Below are 25,127 nucleotides of genomic sequence, written 5' to 3'. Positions count from 1 at the left end.
CGCAGAGTTGATCGCGATTTGACCCGGAAGGGATGACGAATCGCGCGGAGTCGCTACCAAGGCCCATGTTTCATGTACCGCGTAACTCGGGGGGGCATCCCCGACTGACCCTCGGCCTGATCGCCGCCGTCGTCCTGATCGGCGGGGCCGGTCTGGCCGCCGGCCTGACCACCCGGGCCCTGCCCACCGCGTCGTCGCGCGAGGCCCCTTTGCCACCGCGCCCGACGGTCGAGGTGGTCGAGGCCCTGCCGCAGCTCGCCACCCGCCTGCGCCGCGAGGCCGACGCCGGCCGCTTCATGGGAGCGGTCCTGGTCGCGCGCGGCGATCAGGTCCTGTTCCGCCAGGCCTACGGCCCCGCCGACGTCGCCACCGGCGACCCGACCCGGATCGACTCGCGCTTCCGCCTCGCCTCGGTATCGAAACAGTTCACCGCCGCCGCGATCCTGAAGCTGCAGGACGACGGCAAGCTCACCATCGGTGATCCGGTCTGCCAATGGATCCAGCCCTGTCCGGCGGCCTGGCAATCTCTCCGTCTCAGCCATCTGCTGTCGCACACCTCGGGTATTCCCGATCTGATGGCGCGCCCGGCCTGGGGCAGTCGTCGCGTGACCCCGGCGACGCTCGACCAGCTGACCGAGGACTCCAAGGCCTTCCGCTTGGCCTTCGCGCCCGGCAGCAAGCTCCGCTACAACAACGCCGGCTTCAACCTGGCGGCCGCCGTGGTCGAGAAGGCCAGCGGCATGGCGTTCGGGGACTATCTGCAGACGGCTTTCTTCAAGCCGCTCGGCATGGCCGACACCGGGCTGGAGACCGACGCCAGTCAGGACATCATCACCGGCCACGCCAACTTCCCTGCAGGCCTGACGGCGCAGCGCCAGCCGAACGTCTCGATCGTGGTGGGGGCGGGGGCCTTGTACTCGACGTTGGACGACATGCTGGTGTGGGAGCGCGCCCTGCACGGGGGACAGGTCCTGACCCCCTACAGCTATGCCCAGATGGTCGCGGATCACTCGCCGGTGGATCAGCCCAACGAGCGGGGCGGGCGGCCGCATCGGCTGTGGGGGTACGGGCTGATGTCCAACCGTCTGGGCCAGCGGGTCTCGCCCGCCTTCGAGGACCTGCAGATCTACCACACCGGCAGCTGGTCGGGGTTCCGCAACCTGGTGACCTGGCAGCCGGATGCCCGCGTGGCGGTCATCGTGCTGTCGAACAACTACCACCAGCAGCAGCAGGTCCTGCTGATCTCTCAGCAGGCCATGGCTGAGGCGCTCGGGAAGGATTTTCCGACCGGGCTCGAACGCTAGCTAGCCCCCGGTCGGGTCGTCAGGCTTCCGAGGCTCTCTCGTGCGCCGGTTTCCAGTCGGGGCCCGCGACGACATTGACCATCCAGGGCACGCCGAAGCGGTCCGTCAGGCCCCCGAAACCGGGCGACCAGAAGCTTTCGGCGAAGGGCATGCGGACCTCGCCGCCGTCGGCCAGGGCCTCGAACAGACGTCGCCCCTCGTCCACGTCCGCTGCATGCAAGGTCACGTCGAACCCGTCTTTGGGCCTGTGCATGTCGGGGGTGTAGTCGGGGTGCATGTCGGACCCCATCAGGGCCTGATCGCCGACCTCCAGCCAGCAGTGCATCAGCCAGTCCCGGATCTGATCCGGCACCGGCATTTCGGGCGGGGCCTCGCCATAGGTAAGGGTGGTCGTGATGCGGCCGCCGAGGGCCCGGGCATAGAAATCGAACGCCTCGCGGCAGGTGCCGGGAAAGCTGAGGCTGGTCACGATCTTCATCTTCGGTCTCCCTTTCAAAATGTCCGGTTTTGCAGCCAGCCGTCGAGCCGGCCGAAGGTCGAGGTCCAGCCGTGGGTATGCCCCTCCAGGCTGCGTTCGGATTTCAGGCCCTCGTGGACGAAGACCATGCGGGTCCGACCGTCGGGGAGGGCGTGCAGGTCGATGGTGACCAGGGTGTCGGCCGGCGGGCCGTCCTCGTGGCTCTCGTCCCATCGGAAGGTGAAGACCAGCCGCTGGGGGGCGACCACCTCGCGGTACATGCCCCCCTGCCACAGCACCTCGTCGGTCGTGGCCGAGCCCAGACAGGCGCGCCACAGGCCGCCGACCCGCAGGTCGTTGGTGCCGGACAGCATCGGCCACTCGACCGGGCCGATCCACTGGACGCGCATCTCCGGCCGGGTCAAGGCCATCCAGACCAGCTCCCTCGGCGCATCGAAGATGCGCTCCATCTCCAGCCGATGCGGCAGGAGCGTCGGCAGGTCGGGCAGGCGGGCTTCGGTCATCGACATCGGCGCGCTCACAGCGTCTTGAGCAGATCGGCCAGCTGATCGGCGGCGGCGTTCCAGCCGGCCTCGAAGCCCATCTGCTCGTGCTGTTTCATCGTTTCGGCGTTCCAGTGCCGGGCCACGGCGACATAGTCGGTGCCGCCGTCGGCGGTCGGCGTCAGGGTAACCTCGGCGACCATGAAGGGGACCCCGGTCGGTCGCCAGTCAGGGGTGAAGGCGTCGGTCGTCACCAGCCTGCGGTTCGGCTCGATGGCCAGGATGATGCCCGAATTCGGCATGACCTCGCCGTCGGGGCCGTTCATCACGGTGTTGAAGACGCCGCCCGGACGAGGGTCGATGACGGCCTCCGAGACGAACCAGGGCTTGGGGCAGAACCACCGTTTCAGGAGATCGGGCGTGATCCACGCCTGCCAGACCTTTTCCGGGGGCGCGTCGAAATGGCGCTTCAGCGTCAGGTCGAAGCCGTTCGCCTCACCGGGCGTATGGCAGGGGTTGTCAGTTTCGTGGGCCATTGGGGTCTCCCTTCTGGATTTTCTTCAAATAGGTCTCGAGACGGTCGAAGCTGGAATCCCAGTACCGGCGGTAGTGTTCGAGCCAGTCCGCGACGCCCTTCAGCGCCATCGGCTCCAGCCGGGCGGGCCGCCATTGGGCCTCGCGACCGCGCGAGATCAGACCGGCCTTCTCCAGCACTTTCAGATGCTTCGACACGGCAGGCAGGCTCATGTCGAACGGCGCGGCCAGATCGTTCACGCTGGCCTCGCCCTCGGCCAGCCGCGCCAGGATCGCCCGACGGGTCGGGTCGGCCAGGGCGGCGAACTTGGCGGAGAGAGGGTCGGGTTGCATCGGGCCGCTTCGTGTTGAACTGATCGGTTAAATGCCAGCCCTCCGACGTGCTGTCAACCCTGCGGTTAAATACAAAGCCGGAACGTGGCTCGCGCTCGGTCGTTTGGCTGGACCAACCCGTCGGAGACCCCCATGCGCGCCGTCGTCCTGAACTGCACCCTCAAGCCGTCCCCCGAAACCTCCTCCACCGAGGCTCTCGCCCAGGTCCTGGTTGAGGAGCTGGAGCAGGGCGGCGCCCAGGTGGAGACCATTCGGCTGGTCGACCTCAACATTCGCCCGGGCGTCGAGAACGACATGGGCGAGGGCGACGAGTGGCCGGCGGTGAACGCCAAGCTGAAGGCGGCCAACATCGTGATCATCGCCACCCCCATCTGGCTAGGCCAGCAGTCCAGCGTCTGCATGCGCGCGCTGGAGCGGATGGACGCCTGGTTCGGCGACACCGACGACAGCGGCCGGCCCGTCGCCTTCGGCAAGGTCGCCGGCGTGGTCGTCACCGGCAACGAGGACGGGGCCCACCACATCGTCGGAACCGTGTGTCAGGGCCTGATCGACATGGGCTTCACCATCCCGGGGCAGAGCTGGACCTACTGGCACCTCGGCCCGGGACCGGGGCCGGACTATACCGAGACCGATCAGGGGCACGACTATTCCGACCGCGTCGGCCGCAACGCCGCCCGGAATCTGCTGGCCCTGGCCAAGGCTATCACGCCGGAGACCTATCCAGTGCCCGAGAGCGGCGAATAGCGAGCCGTCGGGGCCCCGACGGAAGGGAGATGGCGGTCGTCCGGGTGACGCGATAGACCCACGAGTGGGCCCGGTCGCCAGGGTGGCCGTGCCCGTCGCACCGGAGCCTGTCCGGGGCGACCACCAAGGGGAGGGATGCATGTTCGCTGCAATCATGATGGCCGCGTCGCTGCAGGCGGCCGCGACGCCGGAGAGCGAAATCGCCGCCGTGCTCGATCGGCTGAACGCCGCCTCGGCGGCCGCCGATACCGAGGCCTATTTCGCCCTCTACACCCCCGAGGCCCGGTTCGTCGGCACCGACGCCGGGGAGCACTGGACCGTCGAGCAACTGCGCGCCTTCGCCAAGCCGTATTTCGACACGGGCCAGGGCTGGTCCTATCCGGCCACGGCCCGGACCATCACCCTCGCCCCGATCGACTGCCGCTGCATCGCCTGGTTCGAAGAAAAGCTGACCAACGAGACCTATGGGCGCACGCGCGGGTCCGGCGTCATGCGCCTGACGGACGGCGGCTGGAAGATCGAGCAGTACGTCCTCAGCCTCGCGGTGCCGAACGATCTGGCCAGTCCGCTCGCGCGCATCATCGCGACGTATGAGGCCAAGGCCGAGGCGGTCGCTGCGGTCCCCACGCCCTGATGGAGTTCCACGAGGAAGCCTTCGTTCTGTCGGCGCGATCCCACGGCGACACCGGCGTCGTCGTCGACCTTCTGACCGAGACCCACGGCCGGCATGCCGCCTATGTGGCCGGCGGGGCGTCGCGCCGGATGAAGCCCTTCCTCCAGGCCGGGGCCCGGGTCATCGCCGACTACCGCGCGCGCACCTCCGACCATCTGGGCTCGGCCCGGCTGGAGCCGGTGGGGGAGGGGCCCAGCGCCCTCTTCGACGACGGCCTGGCGCTGGCCGGCCTGGCCGCCGCCGCCGCCGTGGCCCAGGGAGCCCTGCCGGAGCGCGAGCCGCATCCCGGGGCCTTTCTGGCCTTCGATGCGCTGATGGCCGCCTTCGTCCTGCCGGAGGTCTGGCCGGCGATCTTCATCCGCTTCGAGGCAGGCCTGCTCGATGATCTGGGGTTCGGTCTCGACCTGTCCCGCTGCGCCGTGAGCGGGACGATGGACGACCTGGTCTGGGTCAGCCCCCGAACCGGGCGCGCCGTCAGCGCCGGCGCCGGCGCCCCCTATGCCGACAAACTGCTGAAGCTCCCGCCCTTCATGCTGGGGGCCCAGGCCGGTCTGGCCCCCGGGGACGTGGGCGATGGCCTGGCGCTGACCGGCCACTTCCTCGAGCAGTTCGTCTTTCATCCCCAGAACCGGCCGATCCCGCCGGCGCGCGTCTGGATGGTCGATCAGTTGCGCGAACATAATCGGCTTTAGACCCCGGCGGCCAAGCGTAGTCGTACGTCGCCCCGCGCCTTCCCACGGTCAAGCCTCTAGACTCGGGGCCCAAACCAGCCGATTCGCACATCCATGACCGTTCACACCCCTCCGCCGGAAGGCGGCCGTATCGTCGACGAGCCGATGGGCGAGGCGCTGTCGCGCCGCTACCTGGCCTATGCCCTGTCGACGATCACCAACCGGGCCCTGCCGGACGTGCGCGACGGGTTCAAGCCGGTGCACCGGCGCATCCTGTACGCCATGCATCAGATGCGGTTGAACCCCCAGGCCGCGGCGCGCAAATGCGCCAAGGTCGTGGGCGAGGTCATGGGCGGCTATCACCCGCACGGCGACGCCTCGATCTATGACGCCCTGGTGCGCCTGGCCCAGGACTTCGCCCAGCGCTATCCCTTGGTCGACGGCCAGGGCAATTTCGGCAACATCGACGGCGATAACGCCGCCGCCATGCGCTACACCGAGTGCAAGCTGACGGCGGCCTCGGTGCTGCTGATGGACGGAATCGATCAGGATTCCGTGGACTTCCGCCCAACCTATGACGATCAGGATGAGGAACCGGTCGTCCTGCCGGCCGGGTTTCCCAACCTGCTGGCCAATGGCTCGTCGGGCATCGCCGTCGGCATGGCGACTTCGATTCCGCCGCACAACGTCGGGGAGCTGATCGACGCCTGCCTGCTGCTGCTGGACCGACCCGAGGCGACGACGGCGGAGCTGGCCGAGATCGTCCCGGGGCCCGACTTCCCGACGGGCGGCGTCACGGTCGAGGGCCATGCCTCCATCCTCGACGCCTATGAGACGGGCCGGGGCGGGGTGCGGCTGCGCGCCCGGTGGGAGCGGGAGCCGCTGGAGCGCGGCGGCTACCAGATCGTCATCACCGAGGTCCCCTATCAGGTCCAGAAGGGCAAGCTGATCGAGGCCCTGGCCGAACTGATCGAACAGAAGAAGGCGCCCCTGCTGGGCGACGTCCGCGACGAGTCGGCGGAAGACATCCGCATCGTCATCGACCCCAAGACCCGCAACATCGACGCCGACAGTCTGATGGAAAGCCTGTTCCGGCTGTCGGACCTGGAGGTGCGCTTCCCCGTCAACATGAACGTGCTGGACGCCACCGGCACGCCGCGCGTCATGGGGCTGAAGGCCTGCCTGCAGGCCTTCCTGGATCACCGGCGCGAGGTGCTGAACCGGCGCTCGCAGTGGCGGATCGAGCGGGTCGAGAAGCGACTGCATCTGCTGGAAGGCCTGCGCATCGTCTTCCTCAACCTCGACGAGGTGATCCGGATCGTCCGCGAGGAGGAACAGCCCAAGGCCGTCCTGATCGCCCGCTTCGGCCTGTCCGAGGTCCAGGCCGACTTCATCCTCGACACCCGCCTGCGTCAGCTGGCGCGGATCGAGGAAATCACCATCGAGAACGAATACAAGGCCCTGTCCGACGAACTCGCGGCGCTGCAGGCGCTGTCGTCCTCGCCGGCCAAACAGTGGAAGAAGATCGGCCAGGAGCTCGCGGCGACGCGCAAGGTGATGATCTCCCCGCGCCGGACCACCATCGCCGAGGCTGTCGACGCCTCTACCTTCATGCCCGCCGAGGCCTTCATCCCGCGCGAGGCCATCACGGTCGTGCTGTCGGAGCGCGGCTGGATCCGCGCGGTCAAGGGCAAGGTCGAGGATCCGTCGGAACTGAAGTTCAAGGAGGGGGACGCCCTCGGCTTCCTGGTGCCCGCCTTCACGACCGACAAGCTTCTGGTCGCGGCCTCGGACGGCCGCATCTTCACCGTCGGGGCCGACAAGCTGGCCTCCGGTCGCGGCCATGGCGAGCCGCTGCGCCTGATGGTCGAGCTGGAAGAAAGCGCCGGCATCGTCGCCGTCCTGGCCCATCAGCCGGGCGCGAAACTGCTGATCGCGTCCAAGGCCGGCTATGGATTCATCGCGCCGGAAGACGATCTGCTGGCCCAGAAGCGGAGCGGCAAACAGGTGCTGAACGGCGAGCTCCTCGCCGTCCTCCGGGTCACCGGCGACCATGTCGTCACCATCGGCGAGAACCTGAAGACCCTGATCTTCAAGGCCGACGAACTGCCCGAGATGGGCCGCGGCAAGGGCGTCAAGCTGCAGGCGTTCAAACAGGGCGGTCTGACCGACATCGCCCTGTTCGACGGGGCGCATGGGCCGGAATGGGTCGACGGGGGCGGACGACGCCGCAACTGGCCCGACTGGAAGGACTGGCTGGGCCGTCGGGCCGGGGCGGGGCGAATGGGGCCGAGGGGCCTGCGCAAGTTCCGCTGAGCCTGGCCGCGTTCGCGAGGCCCGTGCGCGATTCGCGGCACGCATCTTACGGTGAAGCTAGGGTTTGTTAGGCATTTTCCGTTACCAAGGCTCAACAGTATCCACGCTCAGAAGGAGCGTTCGTCGTGTTCGAACGGATGAAGCCTTACTCCCTGTCCGCCTTCCTGCTGCTGCTGGTCGTCTATCTGGGCGTGCAGGCCCTGACCGGGGAGCGCGGCCTGCTGAGCGGCTCGGCGCGTGACGCGCGCCTGGTGCAGCGCGAGACCCAGCTGGCGGCCCTGACCGAACAGCGCGCGGACCTCGAGGTCCGCGTCCGATATCTTCGCACGGGCAGTCTGTCGCGCGATCTGCTGGAAGAGCGCGCCAGCGCCGTGCTGGGCTTTTCCGATCCCCGCGACTATGTGATCCGCGTCGCTGCGGCCCCGGCCCGGCCTGCGTCCATCACGCCCTCCTGAACTCTTGTTACAGGCGGCCCGGCGTGCTTTGCCTTTCAGGAACGAAGGCTGCTACAGCCGCTTTCCGTAACGAGAAGAAGCCCCGGCGGCGCGTATCGCCCAGGGGCTCATACCCGGGAGATGCCGGATGGCGAGAGCCGCCCAAAAGACCACGGATTCCAAAGCTCCGGCCAAGGTTCCCAACGCCCCGACCGCGACCAAGGACGAGCTGCTCGCCTACTATCGCGAGATGGTTCTGATCCGCCGCTTCGAGGAGCGGGCGGGCCAGCTGTACGGCATGGGTCTGATCGGCGGCTTCTGCCACCTGTACATCGGCCAGGAGGCCGTGGCGGTCGGCGTTCAGGCCAGCGTCAAACAGGGCCACGACAAGATCATCACCGGCTACCGCGACCACGGCCACATGCTGGCCGCCGGCATGGACCCGAAAGAGGTCATGGCCGAGCTGACCGGGCGCTCGGGCGGATCGTCCAAGGGCAAGGGCGGGTCGATGCACATGTTCGACGTGCCGACTGGCTTCTACGGCGGCCACGGCATCGTCGGGGCCCAGGTGGCACTCGGCACCGGCCTGGCCTTCGCCGGCAAGTACCGGGGCGACGATTCGGTCGCCTTCATCTATTTCGGCGATGGCGCGGCCAATCAGGGCCAGGTCTATGAGAGCTTCAACATGGCCCAGCTTTGGAAGCTGCCGGCCATCTACATCATCGAGAACAACCAGTACGCCATGGGGACCAGCATCGAGCGCTCATCCTCCACGACCGACCTGGCCCAGCGCGGGGCCAGTTTCGGCATCCCCGGCGAACTGGTCGACGGCATGGACGTCCTGGCGGTCAAGGACGCGGTCGAACGCGCCGTCAAACGGGCCCGCGAGGGCGGCGGCCCCTTCATCCTCGAAGTGAAGACCTATCGCTATCGCGGTCACTCCATGAGCGATCCCGCCAAATACCGCACCAAGGAAGAGGTCGACGAGGTCAAGAAGACCCGCGACCCGATCGACCACGTCAAGATGCTGCTCGAACAGGCCAAGGCCACCGAGGACGAGCTCAAGGCCATCGACGCCGAGATCAAGCAGATCGTCGCCGAGGCCGTCCAGTTCGCCCAGGAAAGCCCGGAGCCGGATCCGTCCGAGCTCTATACCGACGTCTATCTCGAGACCCCGCAAGTGGAGACCCCCGTCTTGGAGAACGCCCAGTGACCGACATCCTGATGCCGGCGCTGTCGCCCACGATGGAAGAGGGCAATCTGACCAAATGGCACGTCAAGGCGGGCGACGTGGTCAAGGCGGGCGACGTGATCGCCGAGATCGAGACCGACAAGGCGACGATGGAGGTCGAGGCTGTCGATGAGGGCGAGATCGCCGAGATCCTGGTGGCCGAGGGCTCCGAGGGCGTGAAGGTCAACACCCCCATCGCGCGCCTGGCGGGCGAGGCGGGGGCCTCCGCCGCCCCGGCGACCCCGGCGACCCAGGCCGCCTCGGTCGCGGCCCCGGTCGCCAAGCCTGACGCCGCCGAGTCCGAGTCCGGCGAGCCCGAGAAGGCCCCGGCCCAGACCGGCACCCCGACCCCGAAACCGGCGCTCCGCGACCCCGAGATCCCGGCCGACGCCAAACTGGTCAAGACGACCGTGCGCGACGCCCTGCGCGACGCCATGGCCGAGGAAATGCGCCGCGACGAGGCCGTCTTCCTGATCGGCGAGGAGGTTGCCCAGTACCAGGGGGCCTATAAGGTCAGCCGCGAACTGCTGCAGGAGTTCGGCGACCGCCGCGTGGTCGACACCCCGATCACCGAGCACGGCTTCGCCGGCCTGGGCGTCGGCGCCGCCATGGCGGGTCTGAAGCCGATCGTCGAGTTCATGACCTTCAACTTCGCCATGCAGGCGATCGACCACATCATCAACTCCGCCGCCAAGACCCTGTACATGTCGGGCGGCCAGATCCGGGCCCCCATCGTGTTCCGCGGTCCGAACGGCGCCGCCAGCCGGGTCGGCGCCCAGCACAGCCAGGACTATTCCGCCTGGTACGCCCAGGTGCCCGGCCTGAAGGTCGTCGCTCCCTATGACGCCGCCGACGCCAAGGGCCTGCTGAAGTCCGCGATCCGCGACCCGAACCCCGTCGTCTTCCTCGAGCACGAGATGATGTACGGCATCGAGTTCGACGTGCCCGAGGTCGAGGACTATCTGGTCCCCATCGGCAAGGCCAAGGTCCGCCGCGAGGGCACCGACGTGACCATCACCGCCCATGCCCGCATGGTCGGCTTCGCCCTGCAGGCCGCCGACCAGCTGGAGGCCGAGGGCATCTCGGTCGAGGTCATCGACCTGCGCACCCTGCGCCCGCTGGATCACGAGACCATCGTCGAGAGCGTCAAGAAGACCAGCCGCCTGGTCTCGGCCGAGGAAGGCTGGGGCCCCATGGGCGTCGGGGCCGAGGTCGTAGCCCGGGTCATCGAACACGCCTTCGACTATCTGGACGCCCCGCCGCTGCGGGTGCACCAGGAGGACGTGCCGCTGCCGTATGCCGCCAATCTCGAGATCCTGTCGCTGCCCGGCGTCGACAAGATCGTCAAGGCGGTCAAGGCGGTGATGGCATGAGCCACCCCTATGCCCTGCCCGAACCCGACGGTATCGCGACCGCGGCCACCGACGGCTCTGTGCTGGAACTGACCCGCGTCTGGATCGGACCGAACGGGCCCTCCATTTTGTGTCGTCCGGCCTATGAGGATCCGCGCGCCATGGGCGAGATGCTGGCCGAGCTGTGCTGGCATTTCGCCCACGCCTATGAGCAGCGCGGCGGCGTCACCCATCGCGACGCGCTGGAGGCCCTGAAGGCCGGCTGGAGCCAGGGTCAAGCCAATGGCGAGGCCGCGGCACTCAAGAGGGCTGCCCAATGACCGACATCCTGATGCCCGCCCTGTCGCCCACGATGGAGGAGGGCGTGCTGGCCAAATGGCACGTCAAGGTCGGCGACGTGGTCAAGGCGGGCGACGTGATCGCCGAGATCGAGACCGACAAGGCGACCATGGAGGTCGAGGCCGTCGACGAGGGCCAGATCACCGACATCCTGGTCGCCGAGGGCTCCGAGGGGGTGAAGGTCAACACCCCCATCGCCCGTCTGGCGGAGGAGGGCGGCTCGGCCGCCCCCGCGCCCAGGGCGGCGGAACCGGCGAAGGCCGCCGCGCCGGCCAAGACCGAGGCCCCCAAGGCCGAGCCCGCGCCCGCGGGTCATGAGAGCGGCGACGCCGTCGCCACGCCGGACGGGATCAAGTCGGCCGTCGCCCTGCTGCCGAACGCCGCCGCGACCCCGGCGAAGGCGTCCGGTGAGGCCCGCATCTTCTCCTCGCCCCTGGCGCGTCGTCTGGCCAAGGCCGCCGGCCTGGATCTGGCCACGCTCAAGGGCACCGGTCCGCACGGCCGCATCGTCAAGGCCGACGTCGAGGCCGCCGGCAAGGGCGGCGCGAAGCCGGCTGCCGCGCCGGCGACGGCCCCGTCCTCCGGCATCGAGGCCCGCAAGGTCCAGTCGCTGGCCGACATGGGCATCCCGGACGGCAGCTACGACCTCATCCCGCTGGACGGCATGCGCAAGGCGATCGCGCGCCGCATGGTCGGTGCGATCCAGAACGTGCCGCATTTCCCGCTGTTCATCGACGTCGAGATCGACGCCCTGCTGGCCGCCCGCGCCCGGGTCAACGCCCTGCTGGAGCCCAAGGGCATCAAGGTCTCGGTCAACGACTTCGTCATCAAGGCCGCCGCCATGGCCCTGAAGGCCGTGCCGGAGGCCAATGCCAGCTATTCGCCCGAGGGCATCGCCATGCACCACAACGCCGACGTGGCGATGGCGGTGGCGATCGACGGCGGCCTGATCACCCCGATCGTGTTCAAGGCCGAGACCAAGTCGCTGTCGCAGATCGCGGTCGAGGCCAAGGATCTGGCCAAGCGCGCCCGCGACAAGAAGCTGAAGCCCGAGGAGTTCCAGGGCGGCACCTTCAGCGTCTCCAACCTGGGCATGTTCGGCATCAAATCCTTCAGCTCGATCATCAACGAGCCCCAGGGCGCGATCATGAGCGTCGGGGCCGGCGAGCAGCGGGCCGTGGTCAAGAACGGCCAGCTGGCCGTGGCCACGGTGATGACGGTGACCCTGACCTGCGATCACCGCGTGGTCGACGGGGCGACCGGGGCGCGGTTCCTGCAGGCCTTCAAGCCGCTGATCGAAGACCCCGTCACCATGCTGGCCTGAGGCGGACGCCATGACCTCGGTCTATGACTTCGCCGCCACCGGCATCGACGGGACCGAGGTGCCGCTGGAGCGGTTCCGGGGCCAGGCCCTGCTGATCGTCAACACCGCCTCAAAATGCGGCTTCACGGGCCAGTATGCGGGGCTGGAGGCGCTGCATCGCCAGTTCGCCGACCAGCCGTTCGAGGTGCTGGGCTTTCCCTGCAACCAGTTCGGCGGCCAGGAGCCCGGCAAGGCGTCGGAGATCGCCTACTTCTGCAGCGCCACCTATGACGTCGACTTCCCCCTGTTCGACAAGGTCGAGGTCAACGGCCCCGACCGGCACCCCCTCTATGCCTGGCTGACCGAGCAGAAGAAGGGGTTCCTGGGCAGCCGGGACATCAAGTGGAACTTCACCAAATTCCTGACCGACCGGGAGGGCAGGGTGGTCGCCCGCTACGCCCCCCAGGTCGAACCCGCGGCCATCGTGCCCGATATCGAGAAGCTGATCTGACATGGCCGACACCCTGGATCTCGTCGTCATCGGTTCCGGCCCGGGCGGCTACGTCGCCGCCATCCGCGCCAGCCAGCTGGGGCTGAAGGTCGCCATCGTCGAGCGCGAACTGCTGGGCGGGATCTGCCTGAACTGGGGCTGTATCCCGACCAAGGCCCTGCTGAAGTCGGGCGAGAAGTTCGAGGCCCTGTCGCACCTCAAAGAGTATGGGCTGTCGGGGGAGGGGTTCGCCTTCGACTTCCCGGCCATCATCGCCCGTTCGCGCGGCGTGGCCAAACAGCTGAATCAGGGCGTCGGATTCCTGATGAAGAAGAACAAGATCGAGGTCATCGAAGGCACGGCGAAGCTCGAGAAGGCCGGTGCCGCCCCAAAGGTGGTCATCGCCCTGAAGGCCGGCGGATCGCGCACGGTCGAGGCCAAGGCAGTCATGCTGGCGGTCGGGGCGCGGGCGCGGGCCCTGCCGCAGATCGGTCTGGAGGCCGACGGCGACCGGATCTGGGCGTATCGCGAGGCCATGGCCCCGAAATTCCTGCCCAAGTCCATGATCGTGATCGGCTCGGGGGCCATCGGCATCGAGTTCGGCAGCTTCTATCGCGCCCTGGGCGTCGAAGTCACCGTGGTCGAGGCCCTCCCGCGCATTCTTCCCGTCGAGGATGAGGAGGTCTCCACCGCTGCGCGGAAATCGTTCGAGAAACGCGGCTTCAAGTTCCGCGTCGGGGCCAAGGTGACCAAGGTCAGCAAGAGCGCCACAGGCGTCCAGGTCGCCATCGAGGCCGACGGCAAGGCCGAGACCCTGGAGGCCGAGGTCTGCATCTCGGCGGTCGGCATCACCGCCAATACCGACGGCATCGGTCTGGAGGCCCTGGGGGTCGAGCTGGACCGCGGCCACATCAAGATCGACGGCCACTGCCAGACCAATGTGAAGGGCCTGTATGCCATCGGCGACTGCGCCGGCGCGCCCTGGCTGGCGCACAAGGCCTCGCACGAGGGCATCCATGCGGCGGAATACATCGCCGGATTCAAGACGCCGAAGATGAACAGCCCGATCGCCGGCTGCACCTATTCCCAGCCCCAGATCGCCTCGGTCGGGGTCACGGAGGCGGGGGCCAAGGCCGACGGGCGCGCGGTCAAGGTCGGCCGCTTCCCCTTCAAGGTGAACGGCAAGGCCATCGCCTCGGGCGACACCGACGGCTTCGTCAAGACCATTTTCGACGCCGAGACCGGGGCTTTGATCGGAGCGCACATGATCGGCGCCGAGGTCACCGAGATGATCCAGGGCTATGTCACCGCCATCACGATGGAGGCGACGGAGGAGGAGATGCACGGCATCGTCTATCCGCACCCGACCATGTCCGAAGCCATGCACGAAGCCTCGCTGGACGCCTACGGACGGGTGATCCACATCTGAGGCGAACGGCTCAGCGCTTCTTGCCGAGCTCGGCGGCGATGTCCTTGACCATGCGGCCGGCCTTGCGGTGGGCGGCGGTGAGCTGGTCGCGGGTCACGCCCCAGCGCTTCATCCAGTATTCGACGGCCTGACGCTCGGAGAGGTCCAGACGGTCCTTGTCGATGAAGCCGCGTTTGTCCTTGAGACCGGCCATGGGTGCATTTCCTTTTATCGCCTAAGATATATTATGCGAAATCGTAGAGGGGTTAGATTGAGGCCGTCGCGTTCCAGCCGTCATGCGCGATCTCCACATGGGCCGGAACAAGCGCGCGCAAGGCGTTGTAATCCAGGTCGATATGCAGGTTCGTCAGCACCGCCTTGCCGACATCGGCGGCGGCGATCCATTCCAGCGCCTGGTCCACATGGGCGTGCGTCGGATGGCGCGTCCAGCGCAAGGCGTCGAGGATCCACAGCTCCGAACCGGCCACGGCGCGCAGCGCCGCTTCGTCCAGGGCGTCGACGTCGCTGGAATAGCTAACGCCGCCCAGCCGGTATCCGACCGACCGGATCGGCCCGTGCCCCTGGTCGAAAGTCACGACCGGGACCGCGCCCCCCGGTCCCTCAATCGCCCAGCGAACGCCGTGATCGGGGATATCCTGCGCCTCGAGAATGGCCGGATAGCCCTGTTTGGTCTCGAAGATATAGTCGAAGCGCTGGGTCAGGGCGGCCCGGGTCGCGGCGTCCATCCAGGCGGGGATGCGCTGACGCCGTCGCAGGGCGAAGACGCGCAGATCGTCGATGCCGTGGGTCTGGTCCGCATGGTCGTGGGTGATCAGGACGGCGTCGACTCGCGTCGCCTTGGCCGCCAGCATCTGCTGACGCAGGTCCGGCGAGGTGTCGATCAGCACAGCGGTCTCGCCCTCGGGCCCTCGCCGCCGCGCCAGCATCGAACAGCGGCCGCGCAGATTCTTCGGCTCGCCCGGGTCGCAGACGCCCCAGTCGCCGTCGCCGCGCGGCACCCCGCCGGACGATCCGGACCCCAGGATGGTGATCTCCAGCGTCCCGCTCATCCGACCGGCCTCGGAATCCGGTCGAAAAGGGCGAAGAAGGCGTCGGTCGTCCGCGCCTCGGCCGCCTCCAGCGACCAGCCCCGGATGTCGGCCAGGGCCTGGAGCACATGGCCGACATAGGCGGGCTCGTTGCGGCGGCCACGATGCGGCACGGGGGCCAGATAGGGGCAGTCGGTCTCGACGATGATCCGGTCCGCCGGCATGGCGCGGATGACGGCGCGCACATCCTCGGCCGCCTTGAAGGTGGCGATCCCGGAGATCGAGAACCAGGCCCCCATTTTCGTCGCCTGTTCAGCCAGTTCCGCGCCGCTGGTGTAGCAGTGCATGAGGAATTTGAACGGCCCTTCCCCCTGCTCTTCCCGCAGTATCGCGGCCATCCGGTCGTCAGCCTCGCGCGTATGGACCACCAGCGGCAGGCCGGTCCGGCGCGCCGCCGCGACATGGGTGCGGAACACCGCCTCCTGCTGGTCGCGGGGGCTGAGATCGTAGTGGAAGTCCAGGCCGCATTCGCCGATCCCGACCACGCGGGGTCGCCCGGCCCGCTCGATCAGGTCGGCGGCGGTCATGTCCAGATGGTGCCGCGCCTCGTGCGGATGGGCCCCCACGCTGCACCAGATGTCCGGATGGGCCACGGCTAGGGCATGGGTCGCCTCGAAGGTCGACAGAGAATCCGAGATCTCGACCATCATCCCGACCCCAGCGGCGCGGGCCCGGTCGATGACCGCCTCGCGGTCCTCATCGAACTGGGCGGCGTGCAGGTTGACGTGGCTGTCGATCAGCACGGCGGTCTCATCGGGCGGACGCAGCCTTGACCCGCGCCAGGTCCGCCAGGGCCCCGGACAGCACGTCGGCGCGATCCAGATTGATGGCGGCGGTCCGGTCCGGCAGGTCGCTGAGCCGGGTCCACAGATCGGCCCAGGCCGCGCCGTCGGAGGCGCCCAGCGATCGCGCCTTCACCGCCGCGCTCAGCCGGTCCATCAGGGCCTCGAACCGCGCCGGTCCTTCGCCACCCCGGAAGGTGTCGGACATGGCCATCTGCTCGGCCCGGTCCAGGCCGGGTTCCTCGACCCATCGGCGGGCCAGAAGGTCGAGGGCGAGGTTGGCCTCGGACGCCAGGGCCAGAGCGGCCCCGGGCGAGCCCCGCGCCATGCCCGCGATCCGAAGGGCCTCGTCCGGCTCCAGATCCGTCTGCCGCCCGATCAGGGTGGCGACAGCCTGATCGGTCCAGGGCGCGAAGGTCAGGCGGCGGCATCGCGACCGGATGGTGGCCAGCAGCCGACCCGGCGCGTGGGTGACCAGCAACAGTACGCCCCGCTCCGGCGGCTCCTCAAGAATCTTCAGCAAGGCATTGGCCGCATTGGGATTCAGGTCGTCGGCGGAATCGATGATGGCGACCCGGTAGTCGGCCTGGGACGGGCTCTTGGAGAAGAACTCCGGCAGGTCGCGGGCCTGGTCGACCGAGATCGATTTCTTGACCTTGCCGCCTTCGGACAGGCGTTCCAGCACCAGCAGATCCGGATGGGACTGGGCGGCGATCAGCTGGCTGACGGGATCGTTGGGCGATGCGCCCAGCGGGCCCCGCGTGTCGTCGGGCCGGGCCCCCAGCAGGCGCCGGGCCGCGCGATAGGCGAAGGTCGCCTTGCCCAGCCCTTCCGGCCCGCACAGCAGCCAGGCGTGATGCAGCCGGCCGCGATCGAACGCGTCGAGAAAGGCCCGCTCGGCCGCCGGCGCTGGAACCAGGTCGTAGCGATCCTTGGGCGCGGTCGTCACGGCAGCAGCGCCTCGACGGCGACCCAGACCCGGGCCTCGACGGCTTCGATCGGGCCCGCCGCGTCGATCAGCCGGCACCGGTCGGGATGGCCCTCGGCGATCGCGCGGAATCCCGCCCGCAGCGCGTCGTGGAAGGCCAGCCCCTTGGACTCGAACCGGGTCTCGCCCCCCGCCCGGCTTAGCGCCCTGGCCAGGCCGATGTCCGCCGGCAGATCGAACACCAGGGTCAGGTCGGGCTGGTCCTCGCCGACCACGTGCCGATCGAGCGCCTCGACGAAATCGGCCGCCGCGCCCCCGGCGGCCCCCTGATAGGCCCGGCTCGAATCGGCGAACCGGTCGCAAACGACCCACTGGCCGGCCGCGAGGGCGGGCCGGATGGTCCGTTCCAGATGGTCGGAGCGCGCCGCGAACATCAGCAGCAATTCGGTCCGCGCGGACCAGCGGTCGGAGGTTCCCGAGACGACCAGGGCCCGTATGGCCTCGCCCCCGGGCGAGCCGCCCGGCTCGCGGGTGCGCACCACGTCGATCCCGGCCGCCTTCAGGCGATCGACCAGCCGGCCGACCTGGGTCGACTTGCCGGTCCCCTCCCCGCCTTCGAATGTGATGAACCGACCGCGTGCCACGGCCGCACCATGACGAACCCGGCCGCCCGGGCCAAGGGCGCTGTCGCCCTATCGCGCCGATATCAACAGGGCGTCGGCGAATCCGCGCGCCAAGACGCCCTGCCGAGCCTGTTCCGCCGCATTGGCGTCCGGCCACGGCCCCAGCAGGACGCGGAACATGGAGTTGTCGGTCGCGGCCTGGACCCGCGCCGCCTGCCCCAGCCGACCGGCCGTCGCCCGCGCCTCGGTCTGGGCGGGATAGGCGGCGACCTCGATCCAGTAGTCGGCCGCCGCGGGCGCGGGGGCGCGCGGGACCGGCGCGACGGGCGCCGGCCGTTCGGCCTGGGCATACTGAAGCACCGTTCCGCCGCCCAGCCGGGGCGCGCGGCCGAGGTAGCGCACCCGCACCTCGCCGACGCCCCGCTGGATCAGATCCAGGGCCTCGGCCGCGCCGCGCGACAGATCGATGATCCGGTCGTCGGAGAACGGGCCGCGGTCGTTGATGCGAACGACCACGCGGCGCCCATTGGCCATGTTGGTGACCTCCACCAGACCGGGCAGCGGCAGGGTCTTGTGCGCCGCGGTCAGGGCCCGCATGTCGAAGCGCTCGCCCGTCGCGGTGGGCCGCCCGTCGAACTGGGCCCCATACCAGGACGCCATTCCGACCGCGTCATAGGTGGGCTGCTCCTCGGGCCGGTACCAGCGCCCGCGGACCTGATAGGGCCGCATGGTGCCGGACACGATCGGGGCCGGATCGGTCACGACCGGCAGGGCTCCGCGCCCCGGGCGGCCGGGCGCGCCGGAGCTGGCGCAGGCTGCGACCAGCGACACCGCGCCGGCGATCAGACACAGCCGCACGATTCGGCAGAGAGAAGGACGGGCGATCATGGCGGCAGGATCGGCGAGACGATTTCCGTTTTGGTTAACGCCGCTTCCGCTGCTAAGCGTCCGTCCGCACGGACAGGTGGCCGAGGGGTTTAAGGCAGCGGTCTTGAAAACCGCCGTAGGTGAAAGCCTACCGTGGGTTCGAATCCCACCCTGTCCGCCAGCCGCGTCGATTGGATTGCTGACCTCACCTCCGCCTACTCATCGAGACTGGGAACGCGGCATGGGATCGACCGGGACGTCGCCGGTCCTTCCCCACTGGCGACGGCGCGTCGGCCCTCGCGACCCGCCCCCTCGGGACGGCACCCAACATCCTTCGATAGCGAGCCTTCCACCGAGCGCCGCGAAACCGCCTTGACACCGGTGTCAGCCACCGTCTTACTGGCATGGCCGGCAAACGGCGAATTCTGCTCAGGCCCCACAGAGGGTCAGGCAAACTTGGGAGGAGATGAGACATGACCACGTTCCGCGTGCGCGCCCTGCAGTGCGTTTCGGCCACGGCCCTGCTGGTGGGCACCCTGTCCGCCGGACCCGGCTGGGCTCAGTCCGCCCCGGCGTCCGCGCCGCAGGACGACGCCAGCGAGGTGGACGAGGTCGTCGTCACCGGCATTCGTGGCGCGCTGCGCAGCGCCCTGGCCACCAAGCGCACCGCCAACGTCATGGTCGATGCGATCAATGCCGAGGACATCGCCGACTTCCCCGACGCCAACCTGGCCGAATCGCTGCAGCGCCTGCCGGGCGTCTCGATCGATCGGGACAACGGCGAAGGACGCACCATCACCGTCCGCGGCCTGGGCAGCGACTTCACCCGGGTCCGCCTGAACGGCGTGGAAGCCCTCTCGACCGCCGGCGCCTCCATCGCCGGTGACAGCCCCAACCGCAGCCGCGGCTTCGACTTCAATACGTTCGCGTCCGAGCTGTTCAACTCGCTGAAGGTGCAGAAGACCGCCTCGGCCGAGACCGAAGAGGGGTCGCTGGGCGCCACGGTCGATCTGCAGACCGGCCGCCCGCTCGACTATTCCGACCGTCGCTTCGCCTTCTCGGCCCAGGACGCCTATTACGAGAACGGCGAGACCCACAATCCGCGCGTCGCGGCCCTGGCGTCGAACCGCTGGACCGTCGACGGCCTGGGCGACTTCGGCCTCCTGGCCTCGGCCGCCTTCAATACGCGCGACCAGACGATCGACAGCTATCAGCGCCAGGCCGGCCAGTCGGACTATACCTATCGCCAGGCCACCTTCGCCGGCACGCCGAACCTCGCGGCCGGCCGGGAGATCCAGACCCGCCAGGGCTTCGCCGCGCCGACCAACACGAACTGCAACGGCACGCTGCCGGGCATCGTTGGCGTCATCCCGGGCGTCAACATCACCAACACCTCCTACTGCGACGCGCTTCGGGGCTCGAACGCGGCCGCCTATGCGCTGATCAACAGCCCGATCGGCTCGACGCTGCGAAACAACGCCGCGACCGGCACGGCGGCGGGAACCACGATCGCGCCCGGTTCCCTGGTCCGCATCCCTGCGCTTCCGACCCTGAACCAGCAGGACCTGCATCAGGAGCGCACCGGCCTGACCTTCTCGGCCCAGTGGCGGCCGACCGAGCGCACGACGCTCAGCTTCGACGGCGTCTATTCCCAGCTGGACCAGATCTCGACCAACTATCAGATCGTCCCGGTCGGGCTGAACCGGAACAACACCCAGGGCACGGCCAACCAGGCCACCTTCCAGCTGTCGAATGCGACGGGCGTGGGGACACCGGCCCAGCGGCGGGCGCTGTATGCCTCCTGCAACGCCCGCGCCGAGACCGCCATCGTGGCGGGCATCGACTGCGGCCAGCAGATCTACGGCAACACGCCTGTCCCCCTGGCCGCCGGTGCGTCGGGCTTCAGCTTCAACCCGAACAATCTCGAGCCGTTCGACTATTACAACAACCGGGCCTCGGTCGGTTACGTGCTCGAACCGAACGGCCTGGCCGTGCGCAACGCCCTGATCGGGCGGCCTTCGGTCCGCCTGATCGACGCGGCCCTGAGCCCGACCGGGGCCAACGCCGACTATCTGGTCGTCGGCAATGTCGACATGCGCTCCGCCGCGGACGAGGCCCGCTACACCACCTTCTTCCAGCAGGGCACGCTGAACCTGCAGCACGAATTCAGCGACACGCTGCGGATGCAGGCCGTCTATGGCGAAAGCCGCTCGGTCAACAAGTCGCAAGGCTCGCTGGTCGAGTTCACGCGCCTGAACTCGGGCTCGGGGACGGCGGGCGACGGCTATTTCGTCTATGACGCGCGCGGCGGCGGCGACATGCCGTCGCTGGATTTCGGCTTCGACGTGGCCAATCCGGCCAACTGGGACGTGGTCAAGGGTTTCTCCGCCATCCGCTATTTCGAGCGGACCGTCGACAACCACTACGAAGGCGGCAATGTCGACTTCGCCTGGGACGCCAGCGAGTACCTGACGCTCAAGGCGGGCTACCAGCGCAAGCGCTACACCTTCTTCACCACCGCCCTGCAGCGGGAGTCGGCGCGCGAAACCCTGAACCCCAGCCTGCGCGAAGCCGGGACCACGATCGATCAGGTCGGGACCCTGCGCAGCTTCGGCCAGGGGCTGGAGCTGCCGGAAGGGACGCCGACCAGCTTCTACGCGCCGGACCTGGACGCCTTCCGCGACCTGTTCGATTTCGAGTGCAACTGCGTCAACAAGTGGAACGACTGGCGCATCTCGGAGAAGTTCAACTTTGCCCAGACGTTCGAGATCACCGAAACGGACGAGGCCTATTTCCTGCAGGCGGACTTCAATGTCCCCGTCTTCGGTCGCGACCTGCGCGGCAACATCGGCGTGCGCCAGGCCAACACGGTCGTGGACTCCAACGGCTTCACCAACCGGGGTCGCGCGATCAGCGCTGGCAATGACTACGACAACACCCTGCCGTCGATGAACCTGGCCTATGAGATCACCGACGACGTGATCATCCGCCTGGGCGTGGCCAAGGTCATGGCGCGTCCGCTGCTCGGCAACCTGGCTCCCAGCGTCACGGCCTTCTCGGTTCCGAACGGACTGGGCGCCACGAGCGGCGGGTCCATCACCATCGGCAACCCGCAGCTGTCGCCCTTCACCGCCACCAACTATGATCTGAGCGTGGAATGGTATTTCCAGCCCGACGCCCTGTTCTCGGTCGCGATCTTCGACAAGGAGGTCGAGTCCTTCCCGCAGACCCTGGTCGGCGAAGGCACCCTGTCTTCGATCCTGGACAGTTCCGCGATCGCCGAGCTGCGGGCCGAGTTCGAGGCCCTGGCGGCGGACACCACCCTGACCGCCGCGGCGCGGGCCCAGGCGCAGAACCAGGTCGACTACATCAATGCCGACAAGCCGTTCGGCATCCGCCAGTTCCGCGATGCGCCGGGTGGCTACATCCGCGGCGTGGAGGTCAACTATCAGCAGAACCTGACCTTCCTGCCCTGGTATTTCGAGAACCTGGGCGTCCAGGCCAACTACACCCACCTGGAATCCGAGCTGAACTACATCCTGACGCCGGCTCCGCTGGTCACGGGCGTGGGCCCGTTCACCGGGGCCTCGCCGGACGCGTTCAACGTGACCGTCTTCTATGAGGTGCCGAAATTCTCGGCGCGGGTCTCGGCCGCCTACCGCGCCGACTATGTGACCCAGTATCCGATCGCCTCGGGCACCACCGATCCGGGCTTCTCGGACTCGCCCCTGGTCAACGACTTCCTGGGCAGCGAGAAGACGCTGAACGTGGACGCCTCGGTCACCTACAAACTGACCGAGATCGTCACCCTGACGGCCGAGGCCCTGAACCTGACGAACCAGACGACCAACCGCTGGGGGTACGCCGACGACCGGGTGACCACCAACTACGGCTCGACCGGACGCCAGTTCTTCGTCGGCGCCCGCGCCGTCTTCTAGGCCGATCCGACGGCTCGAGGAGCCGGCGCATCTCACCGATGCTCCGGCCTCTTCCCGGCCGGCCCCTGTATCCAGTCAAGGACATCCCCATGAAACTGACACGACGCGGCGCTTTCGGACTGGCGGCGTTGGGCGTGACGGTCCCGCCGGCCGCCAGCGTCGCCCAGACGGCACCCGCCTGCACCGGGCGCGCCACGGGCGACTGGAGCGCCATGACGTGGGGCACCGGGATCGAAGGCCAGCGTCGGGCCGATCTCGGCGACGGTAGCTATCTGAACCCGATCATGGCGGGCGACCGGCCCGACCCGTCGATCCTGAAGGACGGCGACACCTACTACATGACCTTCTCGTCGTTCGAGTCGGTCCCGGGCATCGTCATCTGGCGCTCGGTGGATCTGGTCAACTGGACGCCGGTCGTGGCCGCCCTGACCCAGAACATCGGCTCGGTCTGGGCCCCGGAGCTGTGCAAGCACGACGGGCGCTATTTCGTCTACATCCCGGCCCGGTTTCCCGAATACCGCTCCAGCTACGTCATCCATGCCGATCGGATCGAGGGGCCCTGGAGCGCGCCCATCGACCTGAAGCTGCCCGATCACATCGACCCCGGCCATGTCGTGGGCGAGGACGGCAAACGCTATCTGTTCCTCAGCGGCGGCGACATGATCCAGCTGGCCGACGACGGGTTGTCTACCGTGGGCGCGGTGCGCCACGTTTACGACCCCTGGCGCTATCCGGCCGACTGGGACGTCGAGGGGTTCTCGCCCGAGGGCCCCAAGGTCATGCGGCGCGGCGACTGGTTCTACATGATCACCGCCGTCGGCGGCACCGCCGGTCCCCCCACCGGCCACATGGTCATCGTGGCCCGCGCGAAGTCCGTCTTCGGCCCCTGGGAGGATCATCCGCGCAACCCCATCGTCCGCACCACCGACCGCCGCGAGAAATGGTGGTCGCGCGGCCATGCGACCTTCATCGAGGGCCCGACCGGAGATTGGTGGACGGTCTACCACGGCTATGAGAACGCCTTCTGGACCCTGGGCCGCCAGACGCTGCTGGACCGCATCGTCTGGGGTGCCGACGACTGGCCCCAGGCCGCGGGCGGCGATCTGTCAGAACCGGCCGCTAAGCCCGCCGAAATCGCGGACCAGCCGCACGGCATGGCCCTGTCGGACGACTTCAGCACCGACAAGTTCGGCATCCAGTGGAGCTTCTACAATCCGGACGCCAGCGACAGCGGCCGGTTCCGGCGCCGCGACGGCGTGCTGCACATGGCCGCCAAGGGCACCTCGCCTAAGGACTGCTCGCCCCTGACTTTCGTCCAGGGCGAACACGCCTATTGCTTCGAGGTCGAAGTCGAGATCGACGAAGGCACCACGGCCGGCGTCCTGCTGTTCTACGACAACGCCCTTTATGCCGGCCTGGGTTTCGATGGCTCCCGCTTCGTCACCCACCAGTACGGACTGGAGCGCGGCCGGCCAGGCCATCCCCATGGGCGGCGCATGCATCTGCGCCTGACCAACGACAACCACATCGTCACCTTCCACCACTCGGCGGACGGCCAGACCTGGACCAAGTTCGACCGCCAGATGGAGGTCTCGGGCTATCATCACAATGTGCGCGGCGGCTTCATGATGCTGCGGCCCGGCCTCTACTCGGCAGGCACCGGCGAGGCCCGCTTCCGAAACCTGCGCTACACCGCCCTGCCCGCTTCGAGGACGCCCGCATGACCCGCCTGAGATCGCTTGTGCTGGGCGCAGCGCTTTCGCTGCTCGCCTCGTGTGCCCTGGCCCAGACGGAGTGGAACAGCCGGATCCTGAAGCAGGACACCGGCTGGTACGCCACGCCGGAGGCCTCGGCCATCGCCGACAGCGTGATCCTGTATCAGTCGGCCGAGGGGGGGTTTCCCAAGAACACCGACCTCGCCGCGCCGCCGACCGGGCCGCTGGACGCCGATGTGGCCAACACCATCGACAACGACGGCACCACCCTGCCCATGCAGTTCCTGGCCCGGGTGATCGAGGCGCGGGGCGAGACCGAGACGGCGGCCTATCGCGCGGCCTTCCTGAAGGCGCTCGACTATCTGCTGGCCTCCCAGTCGCCCAATGGGGGCTTCCCGCAGTTCTATCCCCGGCGCGGGGGCTACTACGACCGCATCACCTACAATGACGACGCCATGGCGCGTGTGCTGACCCTGCTGCGCACGATCTCAAGCGACGGTGCGCATTACGCCTTCGTCGATCCCGCGCGGAAGGCCCGGGCCGCCGAGGCCGTAGCGCGCGGAACCGAGCTGATCCTGAAGACCCAGATCGTCCAGAACGGTGCTCCGACCGTCTGGTGCGCCCAGCATGACGAGGTCACCCTGGCCCCCGCCTGGGCCCGCCGGTTCGAACCGCCGTCGCTGTCGGGCAACGAGAGCGCCGGCCTGGTCCGCTTCCTGATGGCCATTCCCGATCCCGATCCCGAGGTCGTAGCCGCGATCGAAGGCGCCGTGGCCTGGTATCGGCAGACCGCCATTCCCCATCTGAGGATCGACAACGCGCCCGGGGCGGACGGCCTGCCGGACCGGCGCGTCGTGGCGGATCCCGCCGCGGGCCCCCTGTGGGCGCGCTTCTATGAGCTGGAGACCAACCGTCCCATCTTCATGGGCCGGGACTCCGTCGTGCGGTATGACTTCGCCGAGATCGAACGCGAGCGCCGGGTCGGCTACAACTACTACGGCGACTGGGGTGCCCGGCTGATCGCGGTCGACTACCCCGCCTGGCGCGCCCGCGTCGGCCGGAGCTGACGCGCA

Annotated in this window: 25 protein-coding genes and 1 tRNA gene; 16 read left to right on the top strand and 10 right to left on the bottom strand. The window is 68.5% G+C overall.

Annotation, left to right across the window (positions count from 1 at the left end):
* Positions 1-65: 65 nt before the first annotated feature.
* Entirely contained in the window at positions 66-1,304 is a 1,239-nt protein-coding gene (locus BZG35_RS09900; protein ID WP_077355502.1) for a serine hydrolase, read from the top strand.
* A 19-nt stretch (positions 1,305-1,323) separates the two neighbouring features.
* Here BZG35_RS09900 and BZG35_RS09895 read toward each other — a convergent pair whose 3' ends face one another.
* Genes BZG35_RS09895 through BZG35_RS09880 form a run of 4 tightly spaced genes read right to left on the bottom strand, consistent with a single transcriptional unit; the run spans position 1,324 to position 3,131 of the window.
* Positions 1,324-1,782 (bottom strand): VOC family protein, encoded by a 459-nt coding sequence (locus BZG35_RS09895; protein ID WP_077355501.1) that lies wholly within the window; start codon positions 1,780-1,782, stop codon positions 1,324-1,326.
* 14 nt (positions 1,783-1,796) lie between these two features.
* Entirely contained in the window at positions 1,797-2,291 is a 495-nt protein-coding gene (locus BZG35_RS09890) for an SRPBCC domain-containing protein (RefSeq protein WP_077355500.1), read from the bottom strand.
* 8 nt (positions 2,292-2,299) lie between these two features.
* On the bottom strand, positions 2,300-2,800 hold the full coding sequence (locus BZG35_RS09885; protein ID WP_077355499.1) for an SRPBCC family protein: 501 nt from the start codon (positions 2,798-2,800) through the stop codon (positions 2,300-2,302).
* Positions 2,784-3,131, bottom strand: a complete 348-nt coding sequence (locus tag BZG35_RS09880) for a helix-turn-helix transcriptional regulator (RefSeq protein ID WP_077355498.1) — start codon at positions 3,129-3,131, stop codon at positions 2,784-2,786. The genes BZG35_RS09885 and BZG35_RS09880 overlap by 17 nt, the downstream gene beginning before the upstream one ends.
* Positions 3,132-3,263: 132 nt before the next feature.
* Here BZG35_RS09880 and BZG35_RS09875 point away from each other — a divergent pair, with 132 nt between their 5' ends.
* The 11 genes from BZG35_RS09875 to lpdA all read left to right on the top strand — a co-directional run bounded on the left by BZG35_RS09875 (position 3,264) and on the right by lpdA (position 14,113).
* Positions 3,264-3,875, top strand: a complete 612-nt coding sequence (locus BZG35_RS09875; protein WP_077355497.1) for a flavodoxin family protein — start codon at positions 3,264-3,266, stop codon at positions 3,873-3,875.
* 139 nt (positions 3,876-4,014) lie between these two features.
* Positions 4,015-4,509, top strand: a complete 495-nt coding sequence (locus tag BZG35_RS09870) for a nuclear transport factor 2 family protein (protein ID WP_077355496.1) — start codon at positions 4,015-4,017, stop codon at positions 4,507-4,509.
* Positions 4,509-5,240: a DNA repair protein RecO gene (gene recO, locus BZG35_RS09865; RefSeq protein ID WP_077355495.1), complete on the top strand. Its 732-nt coding sequence runs from the start codon at positions 4,509-4,511 to the stop codon at positions 5,238-5,240. The genes BZG35_RS09870 and recO overlap by 1 nt, the downstream gene beginning before the upstream one ends.
* Before the next feature lie 93 nt (positions 5,241-5,333).
* On the top strand, positions 5,334-7,535 hold the full coding sequence (parC, locus tag BZG35_RS09860; RefSeq protein ID WP_077355494.1) for a DNA topoisomerase IV subunit A: 2,202 nt from the start codon (positions 5,334-5,336) through the stop codon (positions 7,533-7,535).
* Positions 7,536-7,672: 137 nt separating this feature from the next.
* The gene (locus tag BZG35_RS09855; protein WP_150126126.1) at positions 7,673-7,990 is read left to right on the top strand and encodes a septum formation initiator family protein; all 318 of its coding nucleotides are present in this window, start codon (positions 7,673-7,675) and stop codon (positions 7,988-7,990) included.
* A gap of 127 nt (positions 7,991-8,117) precedes the next feature.
* Positions 8,118-9,182 carry a pyruvate dehydrogenase (acetyl-transferring) E1 component subunit alpha gene (pdhA, locus tag BZG35_RS09850; protein ID WP_077355492.1) on the top strand — a complete coding sequence of 355 codons (1,065 nt, stop codon included), beginning with the start codon at positions 8,118-8,120 and terminating at the stop codon, positions 9,180-9,182.
* Positions 9,179-10,573: a pyruvate dehydrogenase complex E1 component subunit beta gene (locus BZG35_RS09845; RefSeq protein WP_077355491.1), complete on the top strand. Its 1,395-nt coding sequence runs from the start codon at positions 9,179-9,181 to the stop codon at positions 10,571-10,573. Before pdhA ends, BZG35_RS09845 begins: the two co-directional genes overlap by 4 nt.
* Positions 10,570-10,872, top strand: coding sequence for a DUF5076 domain-containing protein (locus BZG35_RS09840; RefSeq protein WP_077355490.1), 303 nt, complete (start codon positions 10,570-10,572; stop codon positions 10,870-10,872). The genes BZG35_RS09845 and BZG35_RS09840 overlap by 4 nt, the downstream gene beginning before the upstream one ends.
* Complete coding sequence (locus tag BZG35_RS09835) at positions 10,869-12,215, top strand: pyruvate dehydrogenase complex dihydrolipoamide acetyltransferase (protein WP_077355489.1); 1,347 nt, start codon at positions 10,869-10,871, stop codon at positions 12,213-12,215. Before BZG35_RS09840 ends, BZG35_RS09835 begins: the two co-directional genes overlap by 4 nt.
* A gap of 10 nt (positions 12,216-12,225) precedes the next feature.
* On the top strand, positions 12,226-12,705 hold the full coding sequence (locus BZG35_RS09830; RefSeq protein WP_077355488.1) for a glutathione peroxidase: 480 nt from the start codon (positions 12,226-12,228) through the stop codon (positions 12,703-12,705).
* Between the two features lies 1 nt (position 12,706).
* Positions 12,707-14,113 (top strand): dihydrolipoyl dehydrogenase, encoded by a 1,407-nt coding sequence (gene lpdA / locus BZG35_RS09825; RefSeq protein WP_077355487.1) that lies wholly within the window; start codon positions 12,707-12,709, stop codon positions 14,111-14,113.
* Positions 14,114-14,123: 10 nt separating this feature from the next.
* Here the strand turns inward: lpdA and BZG35_RS09820 are convergent, their stop codons facing one another.
* The 6 genes from BZG35_RS09820 to BZG35_RS09795 are packed head-to-tail and all read right to left on the bottom strand — an operon-like array spanning position 14,124 to position 18,422.
* The gene (locus BZG35_RS09820) at positions 14,124-14,306 is read right to left on the bottom strand and encodes a DUF3606 domain-containing protein (protein ID WP_077355486.1); all 183 of its coding nucleotides are present in this window, start codon (positions 14,304-14,306) and stop codon (positions 14,124-14,126) included.
* Between the two features lie 52 nt (positions 14,307-14,358).
* Positions 14,359-15,162, bottom strand: coding sequence for an MBL fold metallo-hydrolase (locus BZG35_RS09815; protein WP_077355485.1), 804 nt, complete (start codon positions 15,160-15,162; stop codon positions 14,359-14,361).
* On the bottom strand, positions 15,159-15,944 hold the full coding sequence (locus BZG35_RS09810; protein WP_077355484.1) for a TatD family hydrolase: 786 nt from the start codon (positions 15,942-15,944) through the stop codon (positions 15,159-15,161). Before BZG35_RS09810 ends, BZG35_RS09815 begins: the two co-directional genes overlap by 4 nt.
* Before the next feature lie 7 nt (positions 15,945-15,951).
* Positions 15,952-16,932: a DNA polymerase III subunit delta' gene (locus BZG35_RS09805; RefSeq protein ID WP_077355483.1), complete on the bottom strand. Its 981-nt coding sequence runs from the start codon at positions 16,930-16,932 to the stop codon at positions 15,952-15,954.
* Entirely contained in the window at positions 16,929-17,555 is a 627-nt protein-coding gene (gene tmk, locus BZG35_RS09800; RefSeq protein WP_077355482.1) for a dTMP kinase, read from the bottom strand. The genes BZG35_RS09805 and tmk overlap by 4 nt, the downstream gene beginning before the upstream one ends.
* 48 nt (positions 17,556-17,603) lie before the next feature.
* Positions 17,604-18,422 carry a septal ring lytic transglycosylase RlpA family protein gene (locus BZG35_RS09795; protein ID WP_077355481.1) on the bottom strand — a complete coding sequence of 273 codons (819 nt, stop codon included), beginning with the start codon at positions 18,420-18,422 and terminating at the stop codon, positions 17,604-17,606.
* A 70-nt stretch (positions 18,423-18,492) separates the two neighbouring features.
* Here BZG35_RS09795 and BZG35_RS09790 point away from each other — a divergent pair.
* From BZG35_RS09790 to pelA, 4 genes are all read left to right on the top strand, one after another.
* Positions 18,493-18,582: transfer RNA gene (locus BZG35_RS09790), tRNA-Ser, on the top strand.
* A gap of 292 nt (positions 18,583-18,874) precedes the next feature.
* Complete coding sequence (locus BZG35_RS09785; protein ID WP_077355480.1) at positions 18,875-22,339, top strand: TonB-dependent receptor domain-containing protein; 3,465 nt, start codon at positions 18,875-18,877, stop codon at positions 22,337-22,339.
* Between the two features lie 89 nt (positions 22,340-22,428).
* Positions 22,429-24,063: a family 43 glycosylhydrolase gene (locus BZG35_RS09780; protein WP_077355479.1), complete on the top strand. Its 1,635-nt coding sequence runs from the start codon at positions 22,429-22,431 to the stop codon at positions 24,061-24,063.
* Complete coding sequence (gene pelA / locus BZG35_RS09775; protein ID WP_077355478.1) at positions 24,060-25,121, top strand: pectate lyase; 1,062 nt, start codon at positions 24,060-24,062, stop codon at positions 25,119-25,121. Before BZG35_RS09780 ends, pelA begins: the two co-directional genes overlap by 4 nt.
* The last annotated feature ends 6 nt before the right edge of the window (positions 25,122-25,127 follow it).

The organism is Brevundimonas sp. LM2 (assembly GCF_002002865.1).
Lineage (GTDB): Bacteria > Pseudomonadota > Alphaproteobacteria > Caulobacterales > Caulobacteraceae > Brevundimonas.
The sequence above is the reverse complement of the archived record's forward strand: the minus strand, read 5'-3'. Positions and strand labels throughout refer to the sequence as shown.

Bases quoted from the DNA above. Each gene is read 5' to 3' on its own strand.
- BZG35_RS09785 (WP_077355480.1), top strand. From the start codon at position 18,875: ATGACCACGTTCCGCGTGCGCGCCCTGCAGTGCGTTTCGGCCACGGCC.
- parC (WP_077355494.1), top strand. From the start codon at position 5,334: ATGACCGTTCACACCCCTCCGCCGGAAGGCGGCCGTATCGTCGACGAG.
- BZG35_RS09875 (WP_077355497.1), top strand. From the start codon at position 3,264: ATGCGCGCCGTCGTCCTGAACTGCACCCTCAAGCCGTCCCCCGAAACC.
- BZG35_RS09885 (WP_077355499.1), bottom strand. From the start codon at position 2,800: ATGGCCCACGAAACTGACAACCCCTGCCATACGCCCGGTGAGGCGAAC.
- BZG35_RS09880 (WP_077355498.1), bottom strand. From the start codon at position 3,131: ATGCAACCCGACCCTCTCTCCGCCAAGTTCGCCGCCCTGGCCGACCCG.
- pelA (WP_077355478.1), top strand. From the start codon at position 24,060: ATGACCCGCCTGAGATCGCTTGTGCTGGGCGCAGCGCTTTCGCTGCTC.
- recO (WP_077355495.1), top strand. From the start codon at position 4,509: ATGGAGTTCCACGAGGAAGCCTTCGTTCTGTCGGCGCGATCCCACGGC.
- pdhA (WP_077355492.1), top strand. From the start codon at position 8,118: ATGGCGAGAGCCGCCCAAAAGACCACGGATTCCAAAGCTCCGGCCAAG.
- BZG35_RS09795 (WP_077355481.1), bottom strand. From the start codon at position 18,422: ATGATCGCCCGTCCTTCTCTCTGCCGAATCGTGCGGCTGTGTCTGATC.
- lpdA (WP_077355487.1), top strand. From the start codon at position 12,707: ATGGCCGACACCCTGGATCTCGTCGTCATCGGTTCCGGCCCGGGCGGC.
- BZG35_RS09835 (WP_077355489.1), top strand. From the start codon at position 10,869: ATGACCGACATCCTGATGCCCGCCCTGTCGCCCACGATGGAGGAGGGC.
- BZG35_RS09840 (WP_077355490.1), top strand. From the start codon at position 10,570: ATGAGCCACCCCTATGCCCTGCCCGAACCCGACGGTATCGCGACCGCG.
- BZG35_RS09815 (WP_077355485.1), bottom strand. From the start codon at position 15,162: ATGAGCGGGACGCTGGAGATCACCATCCTGGGGTCCGGATCGTCCGGC.
- BZG35_RS09855 (WP_150126126.1), top strand. From the start codon at position 7,673: ATGAAGCCTTACTCCCTGTCCGCCTTCCTGCTGCTGCTGGTCGTCTAT.
- BZG35_RS09895 (WP_077355501.1), bottom strand. From the start codon at position 1,782: ATGAAGATCGTGACCAGCCTCAGCTTTCCCGGCACCTGCCGCGAGGCG.
- BZG35_RS09900 (WP_077355502.1), top strand. From the start codon at position 66: ATGTTTCATGTACCGCGTAACTCGGGGGGGCATCCCCGACTGACCCTC.
- BZG35_RS09890 (WP_077355500.1), bottom strand. From the start codon at position 2,291: ATGTCGATGACCGAAGCCCGCCTGCCCGACCTGCCGACGCTCCTGCCG.
- BZG35_RS09830 (WP_077355488.1), top strand. From the start codon at position 12,226: ATGACCTCGGTCTATGACTTCGCCGCCACCGGCATCGACGGGACCGAG.
- BZG35_RS09820 (WP_077355486.1), bottom strand. From the start codon at position 14,306: ATGGCCGGTCTCAAGGACAAACGCGGCTTCATCGACAAGGACCGTCTG.
- BZG35_RS09870 (WP_077355496.1), top strand. From the start codon at position 4,015: ATGTTCGCTGCAATCATGATGGCCGCGTCGCTGCAGGCGGCCGCGACG.
- BZG35_RS09780 (WP_077355479.1), top strand. From the start codon at position 22,429: ATGAAACTGACACGACGCGGCGCTTTCGGACTGGCGGCGTTGGGCGTG.